The 9541-nt window shown below is 42.5% G+C and carries 8 protein-coding genes; 5 read left to right on the forward strand and 3 right to left on the reverse strand.

Annotation, left to right across the window (positions count from 1 at the left end; genetic code table 11):
- Nucleotides 1–65: 65 nt before the first annotated feature.
- A complete protein-coding gene (locus KXD93_RS06445) occupies nucleotides 66–1136 on the reverse strand; it encodes an aldose epimerase family protein (protein WP_258136108.1) in 1071 nt (356 codons plus the stop codon).
- Between the two features lie 290 nt (nucleotides 1137–1426).
- Between KXD93_RS06445 and KXD93_RS06450 the strand changes: the two genes are divergently transcribed.
- From KXD93_RS06450 to KXD93_RS06460, 3 genes are all read left to right on the forward strand, one after another.
- Nucleotides 1427–2473 carry a LacI family DNA-binding transcriptional regulator gene (locus KXD93_RS06450; RefSeq protein ID WP_258136109.1) on the forward strand — a complete coding sequence of 349 codons (1047 nt, stop codon included), beginning with the start codon at nucleotides 1427–1429 and terminating at the stop codon, nucleotides 2471–2473.
- A gap of 69 nt (nucleotides 2474–2542) precedes the next feature.
- Nucleotides 2543–3622 carry a phosphotransferase enzyme family protein gene (locus KXD93_RS06455; protein WP_258136110.1) on the forward strand — a complete coding sequence of 360 codons (1080 nt, stop codon included), beginning with the start codon at nucleotides 2543–2545 and terminating at the stop codon, nucleotides 3620–3622.
- 116 nt (nucleotides 3623–3738) lie between these two features.
- A complete protein-coding gene (locus KXD93_RS06460; protein ID WP_258136111.1) occupies nucleotides 3739–4116 on the forward strand; it encodes a response regulator in 378 nt (125 codons plus the stop codon).
- 86 nt (nucleotides 4117–4202) lie between these two features.
- Here KXD93_RS06460 and KXD93_RS06465 read toward each other — a convergent pair whose 3' ends face one another.
- Complete coding sequence (locus KXD93_RS06465; protein WP_258136112.1) at nucleotides 4203–5069, reverse strand: OmpA/MotB family protein; 867 nt, start codon at nucleotides 5067–5069, stop codon at nucleotides 4203–4205.
- Nucleotides 5070–5280: 211 nt separating this feature from the next.
- Nucleotides 5281–8439, reverse strand: a complete 3159-nt coding sequence (locus KXD93_RS06470; RefSeq protein ID WP_258136113.1) for a glycoside hydrolase family 31 protein — start codon at nucleotides 8437–8439, stop codon at nucleotides 5281–5283.
- Nucleotides 8440–8870: 431 nt separating this feature from the next.
- Here KXD93_RS06470 and KXD93_RS06475 point away from each other — a divergent pair, with 431 nt between their 5' ends.
- Nucleotides 8871–9098 carry a hypothetical protein gene (locus tag KXD93_RS06475; protein ID WP_258136114.1) on the forward strand — a complete coding sequence of 76 codons (228 nt, stop codon included), beginning with the start codon at nucleotides 8871–8873 and terminating at the stop codon, nucleotides 9096–9098.
- Nucleotides 9088–9423 (forward strand): hypothetical protein, encoded by a 336-nt coding sequence (locus tag KXD93_RS06480; RefSeq protein WP_258136115.1) that lies wholly within the window; start codon nucleotides 9088–9090, stop codon nucleotides 9421–9423. The genes KXD93_RS06475 and KXD93_RS06480 overlap by 11 nt, the downstream gene beginning before the upstream one ends.
- Nucleotides 9424–9541: the final 118 nt, after the last annotated feature.

Raw genomic sequence — 9541 nt, forward strand, 5'->3', positions numbered from 1 at the left:
ATATATTGCATACTAAGCCGGTTAATACTACGCAAACGTTTGCATATTCACCTTGCTTATTTTCGTTAATTATTTTCAACTCCAAATTCAAAAATTGATGTACTCTTAAATGTATCGCCGGCTTTTAAAACTGTGCCTGGAAAGTTAGGGCGGTTTGGCGCATCCGGGTAATGTTGAGTTTCCAGGCAAAAACCGCTTCGTTTCGGGTAAGTATATCCGCCCTTGCCCGCCGCATCGCCTAAAAAATTTCCTGTATACACATGCACAGCTGGTTCGGTTGTATAAACTTTAAGGGTTCGCCCACTTTTCTCATCAGACGCTAAGGCAGCAAGTTTTAGTTCATCCGAATCTTCAGCTTTTATTACCCAGCTGTGGTCGTACCCGGCGCTTAATATCAATTGTTCGTTATCAGCATCTATCCGTTCGCCGATGGTTTTCGCTTCTGTAAAATCAAAAGGCGTATTCGCCACAGGCGCTATCTCGCCGTTAGGTACCTGGCTTTCATTTACAGGTAGGTACGCTGTTAAGGGCATCATTAGTTTATGCTCCAAAATATCCCCGCTGCCTTGTCCCGCAAGGTTAAAATAACTATGCTGGGTTAAATTAATTAGGGTTGTTTTATCGGTTGTAGCTGAAAAATCAACTATCAGTTGGTTTTGATCGTTCAGGGTGTAGATCACAGTTGCCAGTAAATTTCCGGGGAAGCCTTCTTCGCCGTCCACGCTTAAATACTGCATTTTTACAGCGGGAAAGCCCTCATTTGCTATCGCCTTAGCGTTCCAAACCTTTTTATTAAAACCAATGTCTCCCCCATGGTGATGATATCCGCCGGGTTTCACGGTTAGGCGGTATGCCTTTCCGTCCAGGGCTACCCAGCCGCCGGCTATGCGGTTGGCAAACCGACCAACAATCCCACCCATATAATAAGGGTCATTAATGTATCCTTGAAGATCATCGTACCCCAGGGCGATGTCAGCAAAGTTGCCGCTCTTATCCGGTACGTTTATTTCTGTTATTGTTGCGCCGAAATTAGCGATGGAAATTTGGAGGTTATTCGCATTGCGGAGGTGATACAGGCAGATCTCCTGGTTATCTATAGTTCCCCAATAATTAGTTTCAGTTAATAAATGATTCATTCTTTATTGTTCGAGCCTGTGTAATGTTCTATATAATAATTTTCTTCCCCTTACTGTTGGTAAAAAAGACGGGGGCGATCTACAAATACCCTTTACTTCATCCCTTAATTTTTATGAAAATATGACTTTGTATCCTTAAGTATCGCCTGTTTTATTACGCAAACGTTTGCATAAACTCGTTTTTACCACCTATTTTTGTCGATCATTATATAAATCAAATAAACTAAAGCAGCCAGCAGGTGTTAATAGCCTGTTGCGATAGCTAAATAAGAAATATAAGACATCTGTAAATGCGTAATAAACCGGCCACTATAAAGGAGATTTCACAGTTATTGAAAATATCTGTGTCGACGGTATCGAGGGCCCTGCACGATCATCCGAGCATTGGGCTCACCACGCGCCAAAAGGTAAGAAAGCTGGCTGATGAACTCAATTATGAGCCCAACCAAACTGCCATATTTTTACAGCAAGGCCGCACGCTTACTATCGGCGTGATATTGCCGGAGCTTTCCGAGTCGTTCTTTTCATCAGCCATCAGCGCTATTGAAGATACCGCTTATAAAAGAAACTATACGGTGTTACTGGCACAATCGCACGACGATGAACACATAGAAAAGCAATTGGTAGAGAAGATGAAAAATCACCGTGTTGACGGCCTGCTGGTCTCCGTAGGTAAAAACACCTCATCTTATCAACACTTCGAAAATCTAAAGAAATATAATATCCCCGTTGTATTCTTCGATCGCATACCTGCTATGCAAAACATTCATTACGTGGCATGCAACATGGAAATCGGTACTATCGAAGCGGTAAGTTACCTGCTGAAAAAAGGACATCGTTCCATTGGAATGATAAACGGCCCGGCAACCTTGTTTGCCAGCGGCGAACGTAAAGAAGGTTACATAAAGGCCATGACGAAAAACCGGTTGAAGTTTGACCCATCGCTCATCGTCCCGTGTGATTTAACCGAAGAAGGGACAAAAGCGGCTATGAATGAGTTGCTGGCAAGCAAGCGTAAGCCCACCGCCGTAGTTACCTTTAATGATTATGTTGCACTTTTTGCCATTAAGCATGCAACAGATCTGAAGATTGCTGTAAATAAAGATCTTGAATTTGTTAGCTATGCCAATTTACCACTTATCAATTACATGGAAAGTATTCCCTCGGCCTCGGTTGAGCAATTTCCGTATTTGCAGGGGCAAAAGGCAGCAGATATATTACTTGACTTGCTTTGGCATAAGCACCAGGGAGTAGACGAACAAACCGCTTATTACAAAATTATTATTGAATCGCAGTTGATTGAAAACAATAGGACAGATGCGGGGAGATCCAAATAAAAAACAGGCAAACGTTTGCGCTATTTGTTGCAGTGTTAAATGCTTAAGTTTGATTTTTATTAACTGAGTATGTCTCCGAATATTCTTGACGCGTTTGGCTTAAACCATAACGATTATCACACCAAAGCATTTGGTTCAGGTCTTATCAATTCCACGTGGGAGATTTCCGGACCACGGGGCCGGTACATTTTGCAATGCATTAATAAAAATGTGTTCAAAAATCCGCAGGATATTGCCGACAACCTGTCTGCGCTTGAGCATTACTTAAAAAGAACTTCTCCCGGCTACCTTTTTACTGCTCCTTTGCCTGCTTTAAACGGTAAGCTATTAGTTGAAGACAGCGATAATTATTACCGGCTGCTGCCATTTATCGGGGGCTCACATACGGTCGATTTTATTACCCAGGGGCAGCAGGCTTATGAGGCAGCCAAACAGTTTGGGAAATTTACAAGGCTGTTAAATGGTTTTGATCCGCGGCAATTAAAATATACCCTCCCGGATTTTCATAACCTGAACCTGCGCGTTGAGCAATTTAAAGCCGCATTGGCTAATGCTGATAAGGTGGTTTTGGAAAAGGCGGCTGAAGAAATCAGGCAGGTGGAAGCCCATATCGCGATAGCCGACATCTATAAAAAAATAGTAAGTGATCAGCAGATTCCCTTACGCGTGATCCATCATGATACCAAAATAAACAACGTGTTATTTGATGATGATAACAACGGCCTTTGCGTGATAGACCTGGATACCGTTATGCCGGGCTATTATATCAGCGATGTGGGCGATATGATGCGCACCTATCTGTCAGCAGCAAACGAGGAGGAAAGGGATCTTGATAAAATAAAGATAAGGGAAGACTATTTTATCGCCATCTATAAGGGCTACATGGAGGAAATGGGGGACGTGTTAACTCCCGCAGAAAAAAGCCTGTTCTTTTATTCGGGCAAATTCATGATCTATATGCAGGCTATCCGCTTTTTAGCCGATTTTTTAAACGGCGATATTTATTACCATACTTCTTATCCCGGTCATAATCTGCTGCGCACACAAAATCAACTCACTTTGCTGAAGCGTTATCTTGAATCGGAGAACTCCTTGCAGCAAGCCGCTCACGACCTGGAGAAAGTTTATGCCGGTACTAACGCCCGATGAGCGTTCTGCGGTACCTAAACTTCACCGTGAGCTAATGTTAACGACATAGATAATTACTCAATTTGCAAAAACAAATCTCCCGGGCAATTGTTGATTCCGTACCAATTACAAATTCTATGTCTAACAAAATCCTTATCGTTGAAGATGACCACGATATTCTCGGTATTTTAACCGATGTTCTGCAACAGGACGGCTACGAGGTAACAGCGCTAAACTACACCGACTCTATTATCAACAGTATTACCCAGCATCAGCCCGACCTGGTACTGCTGGACTTTTTGTTGGCGGGTATAAACGGCGGAGAGCTTTGCCACGAGATAAAAATGCACAAAGAGTATGGTGGCCTGCCTGTAATTATGCTTTCAGCCTTTCCACGAGTGCTTGATTCGTTAGGGAACTATGGCTCTGATGCCTTTATAGCAAAACCGTTCGATATTGCCGTTCTGCTGCGAAAAGTAAAGGACTGCCTGGAAAGCCGGATGGCACATGCTTAAATTATTTATAGCTAACATGCTAACAAAAAGGCCTCTCAATCAAATTGAGAGGCCTTTTTGTTTATCACGAACTGCAAGTTGTTAAATTACTGACCTGCAGGCTTATTCGGGTCCTTACCAATCAGGCCCATAAACTGGTCGAGCTTTGGTGTGATGATGATCTGTGTGCGCCTGTTTTGCGATTTACCGGATGGTGAGCTGTTATCAGCTATCGGGTTATACTCACCTCGTCCGCCGGCAGTTAAGCGCTTAGGATCCACATTGTAGGTGGTCTGCAGCGTTTGTACTACTGATGATGCCCTCAATGCACTCAAATCCCAGTTGTTCCGGATGTTTGTTTGTTTGATGGGTACGTTATCCGTATTACCTTCAACCAATACATCGTATGTTGAATAATCGTTGATGATCTTTGCAACCTTGCTCAATACATCACCTGCAGTTGGAGAAATTTCATAACTACCTGATTTATAGAGCATGTTATCAGACAGCGATACGTAGACTACGCCCTTAAGCACCTTAATGTCAACATCCTTTACCTCGTCCTGGTTTAAGGAGCGGGTTAGATTGTTCGTCAGGATTAGGTTAAGCGAATCGCTTTTATTTTTCAATGTCACCAGTTCCTGGATGTATTTCGACGATGCGCTGATCTGGTCTGCCAGTTTGGCTATATTAACATTACCCTGGTTGTTACCTGCCAAACACTGGTTCAGTGCGTTTTGCAAAGCGGCGGAATTTGCCTTCGCTTGTGCTATCTGCTCTTCAAGGCTTGATACCCTTGCTCGCGAACCCGAAAGCTCCTGTTGCGTAACCTGCCAGCTTTGTTTCAACTTGCTGTTCGTGTCAATTGATTTGTTATAATTTGTTTGAAGTTCCTGGTATTTTTTATTGCTAACGCAACTTTGTGCAACTACCGCCACCAACAGGATTATCGGCAGCAAAAATTTAATTTTCATAAGATTCGATTTTGTTAATGATGGATCACAATTTATTTATGATCAACAAACGATTAACAAAGGATGTCATGAAAAGTTTACATTTTTTACTCGTTCAGGTTGTAGAATGGGGTAAAACGCCATTCATTTAATCAAAACAAGCTTTTTGCGGTCGTGTTTTTTCAATGAAAAATTCCAATCAGCATCGGCCATTAATAATTAGCGCCGGAATTTAGCCATTTGCTATGCGCACAAGTTGACCGGCGCTCGTACTCAGATAATTTGTTTTAATGTGCACAGTACCATTCCGGTTGTCTTTATCAAAATAATAGCCCGTTTTAGCCTTGTCAAATTGCTCCTTGTTGGTAAAAGCTTTTAATTTCAAATCGTTCAAACTTACAGATAAGGGAGTTTTGTCCTGGTGAATTTCCAATAAGTAAACCCTTGTTTTGTTTCTTCCCTTAAAATCGCCTTTTGCAGCATTGATTTTAACCACTACATTCTTGCTTCCGGTCACCTCGATCAAAGTTTTAGCAAATGCGCCGGTTTTATATTCGCGCGTCAACCCATCATCTTCATATAAGTTGAATGATGATTTTTGGAAGGGATAAATATCAAGCGTTAAGCTATCCGTTTTCTTCTCGCCATCGTAATTCATTTGCGGATACATAGGTATAATTGCGCCTGCTTTTACAAACAAAGGCAGTTTATCCAAGGATGCAGGGTAATTATTCAACCAGCCGTTACCATTAAGTTTTTTGCCGTTCCAGTAATCGTACCAGGTGCCTTTGGGAAGGTAAATGCTATCCCGTTTTGCCCCGCTTTTATAAACAGGGGCAACCAGCAGCCATTCGCCGTTCATAAACTGGTATTGCGTTTTCTTGCCCCAGGTCACGCTGTCCTTCGGAAATTCGAGTACCATTCCCCGGCTTGTTGGCACGCCGGTTTCATGCGACTGCTCGCAATAGGTGTACATATACGGGGTGAGGCGCATTTTTAGCTGCAGGTATTTGCGGTTGATGGTAGTATAAGGTTCACCATAAACATAAGGCTGCTTATCCTTTTTTGCCCAGCCGCTCATCACCATTAATACAGGAGTAAAACATTTCCATTGCAAATCACGAGTGTAGGTGGAATCGCTGCCGCCGAAAATACCGTCCACATCACCTGTGGCTGCATTAAAGCCGGATAAACCAGAACCGATAACCGTAGGGATATGAAAGCGGATATACTCCCAATTCCCCTTCTGATCGCCCGACCAAACGGTAGAGTAACGCTGCGTACCAGCCCAGCCCATAACGCTCCAGATAAAACCGCGTGCGTTACTATTGTTTTCGATGCCTTCATAGGCGGCCTTGCAGCCGTCGAGTGCATATTTGTAACCGGGCCCTACCCAGGCAACATCCAGCTTTGCTACCCGTGAACCATATTGGGCAACTTCCTTCGCTATCTTTTCTACACCGTTCTCTGTCCATAAACCGGTATAAAAGCCGCGCTTGTGCAGTTCCGTAATGGTTGAATCCAGTTTTACATACCCGCAGCCATAGCCATCATTGGGCAGGATCCAGCCGCGCGGCATATTATTCTCTACGTATTTATCTGCTACCAGCTTAATTACATCCGGCGTTGTTCCGTTAATACCCGAGCCGGTGTAGTTTTTGGTGGCATTTCCCTTCATGCCGCGGTTATAGCAGTTGGCGTCGCCCATGCTCAATGCCCAGCGCGGCATCAAAAATGGCCGGCCGGTAATTTGGGTGTAGCCATCCAGGATCTTTTTTAAGGATGGCCCATAAAAGTAAAAGCAATCAAAACGGTTCTCGTTGTGGCTAAATGCCAGTTGCTTTTTAAATGAATATACACCCGCATCAAATGTGTTCCTGAATGCCCCATAGCCGGCGGTCGACATGTAGAACGGCGCAGGGTTTGCGCGCCCGCCATCATCCCAGCCATTCCCTTTCTCAATCAAAATATCCTTATCCCGGTGCGAAAAGTAGCCGTTCTGCATGCCGCAGCCATAAAAGTATTCATTGGTCTGGCGTTTCATAATTTGTTTGGTATGTGCGCCGAATGATAATGGCTCAGCTTCCTCCCAGATCTGGCGGGTATCGGTAACATCATACATTGCAAAGCGTAATGGCGCTTTGTAAACCCTTACTACACAGTTTTTGCTTTTTATTTGGTAATAGCTGCCTTTGTCGGTTGACGCTAGCGTTGGATTTTTAATATTGTAATCTACCACAATATCATTACCTGCGGGATTGGTAAATTCACCATCTGGTGTCATCCAGATGCGGAAAATATCATCAGCATAAAAAATAACCTTAAAGGCGGATAGGCCTGCTTTTACGTCAAATTCATTTTTATTTGCTTTAAAAGCCGTCAGGTTCCCCACGCGCGATTCTTTGGCGTCAATTTTTATCGACAGCTTATTGTTCGCCGGGTTTTCGTCACCTGCTAAATTTAGATTAAATTTAAGGCTATGGGTTGGTCTGCCTGTTAGGTCTGTAGCCGGGAATTTAACGGTGATTTCCTCGCCGGGGGCAATTCCCGTTTCGTTTGCAGGTACATCAATAGAAATGTCCTTCTTGCCATCGAGATTGCAGGTTAGCTTAAAAGCTGATCTGATTGTTTCTATCCCGCTATTTTTAACTGTAACGGCTAACACATCTTCCTTTTTAAAAATATTGTCTGCTTCGTTATGCGATTGCAGGCGGCCAATTGCCAGGTCGCTTTTATAACCTTCTGCCAGTTGAATATCGTCTATCATCCAATACCAGCTGTAATAGCCCTTCCAGTAAAATCTTACAAATACCTTCGGCTGATTTGCTGCTATTTTAGTGATGTTCAGTTCCTGGTAAATGGGCGTGAACATATCCGTTGCTGTCGGGGCGTTGTTCATCACATTGAAATCTGTCCATTTTTCACCATCGGTACTGATGCCGACGAATAAACCTGCCCCGGGCGCGGCAGAGTCATTATTATACCTGAAAGTTTGCTGAAAGCGTAATATCACAGATGATTTGCCTGAGCAATCTATACCCCCGGTCTGCATCCAGGTATCCGGGTGCCAGTTCTTTTTTATCCATGTTGGCTGATCCTCGTCAACAAAATAACCCGCCTGGAACTGCAGGTGATAACCCCGGCTTTTTGAGGCGATAGGAGGGGCTTGCTGCTGGTATTGGTACGAACCGGGATAAGGCTGATTGGTTACCAGCCATTCCAGGTTTTGCCCGCTGTTGTCAACATTTTTCCATCCATCAGGCAGCTTATTGGTCTTAAAACTCTCCGACCAAAATACCTTCGGATCAACAACCGGTTTTTGACCGAATGCATGTAATAGACTGATAGTTATAATTGCAGTTAGAAGAATTTTTTTTGTCGATTTGAACATGGATCAAGCGGATTTAAATGCCCGGATATAATTGGCAGATGAAAATTACCACTTTAATAAGCAATCGAACAAAAATACATTGCGAAAGTCAACGCAAACGTTTGCAAAATAGTAAGATGCAGCGGCAAACTTGCGAACCCACCAAACTTGCGAAGTTTTTGAAACTTCGTTTCAGCACCATTTACCTAACCTCTAATCACTTGTCTATAATTAACTAACACCTGATTCTTTACCCTGTTCTGTTCACTTTTAGAAGCGCTGTTACCAAGCTTGCGTTGATCCCCGCCGTTTCATCAACATGCAGGAAGGCAGTATTTATCATTTAATAAGAAAAGGTGAAAATGGTTTTGGAGATTTTTAAAATGCCTTTCTGTTTCTGAAGCGCCTTTTTGTTTTTATATATTTGTGTTATATTTATTAAAATTAGTTTTATGATAACCGCGCAGATCAAACTTCCTGAAAAAGATGCCGAAATGATTTTGAAAGTGATCTCAAAATTGGGCGGAAAAGTTAAGCTGATAGAACCGGATGTTCATAAATTATCACCTGCCGCAAAAAAAATGAAAAAAGACCTGGAAGAAGCTTTTAATGAAATTAAGCTTCACCAGGAAGGTAAAGTACAATTAAAAACCGCCAGGGAGTTACTTGATGAGCTTTAATGTCATACCCCTTAGCAGTTTTGAAAAGGAGTTGAAGAAGCTGTTAAAGAAATATCCATCCCTTAAACATGATTACGCCGATCTGTTAGATAAAATGGAAGCTAATCCTCAATTAGGTACGCCCATAGGAAAGAATTGTTTTAAGATACGCCTCGCTATTACAAGCAAGGGCAAAGGAAAAAGCGGAGGGGCCAGGGTGATAACACATTTGCTTATCACTATTGAAAACCAGACACTTTACTTGTTAAAGATCTACGATAAAGGTGAACAGGGCACTATTACTGAATCAGAGCTGAAATCTTTATTATCTTCAATAGGCCATTAACAAAACAAACTTACCTTTAGATTAGCTTCAATAAGAATTAATATGTTATTATTATTGTTGAAGCTTTCTTTTTGCTTCTTTTTCTTTGTTAATAACACTGATTTTTGTTGAAAAGTTA

Origin of the sequence: Mucilaginibacter phenanthrenivorans, from assembly GCF_024721155.1 — a bacterium.
Classification (GTDB): domain Bacteria; phylum Bacteroidota; class Bacteroidia; order Sphingobacteriales; family Sphingobacteriaceae; genus Mucilaginibacter; species Mucilaginibacter phenanthrenivorans.

Excerpts from the sequence above, each read along its gene's own strand:
- KXD93_RS06445 (WP_258136108.1), bottom strand. The coding sequence starts at position 1,136 with ATGAATCATTTATTAACTGAAACTAATTATTGGGGAACTATAGATAAC.
- KXD93_RS06465 (WP_258136112.1), bottom strand. The coding sequence starts at position 5,069 with ATGAAAATTAAATTTTTGCTGCCGATAATCCTGTTGGTGGCGGTAGTT.
- KXD93_RS06470 (WP_258136113.1), bottom strand. The coding sequence starts at position 8,439 with ATGTTCAAATCGACAAAAAAAATTCTTCTAACTGCAATTATAACTATC.
- KXD93_RS06455 (WP_258136110.1), top strand. The coding sequence starts at position 2,543 with ATGTCTCCGAATATTCTTGACGCGTTTGGCTTAAACCATAACGATTAT.
- KXD93_RS06475 (WP_258136114.1), top strand. The coding sequence starts at position 8,871 with ATGATAACCGCGCAGATCAAACTTCCTGAAAAAGATGCCGAAATGATT.
- KXD93_RS06480 (WP_258136115.1), top strand. The coding sequence starts at position 9,088 with ATGAGCTTTAATGTCATACCCCTTAGCAGTTTTGAAAAGGAGTTGAAG.
- KXD93_RS06450 (WP_258136109.1), top strand. The coding sequence starts at position 1,427 with ATGCGTAATAAACCGGCCACTATAAAGGAGATTTCACAGTTATTGAAA.
- KXD93_RS06460 (WP_258136111.1), top strand. The coding sequence starts at position 3,739 with ATGTCTAACAAAATCCTTATCGTTGAAGATGACCACGATATTCTCGGT.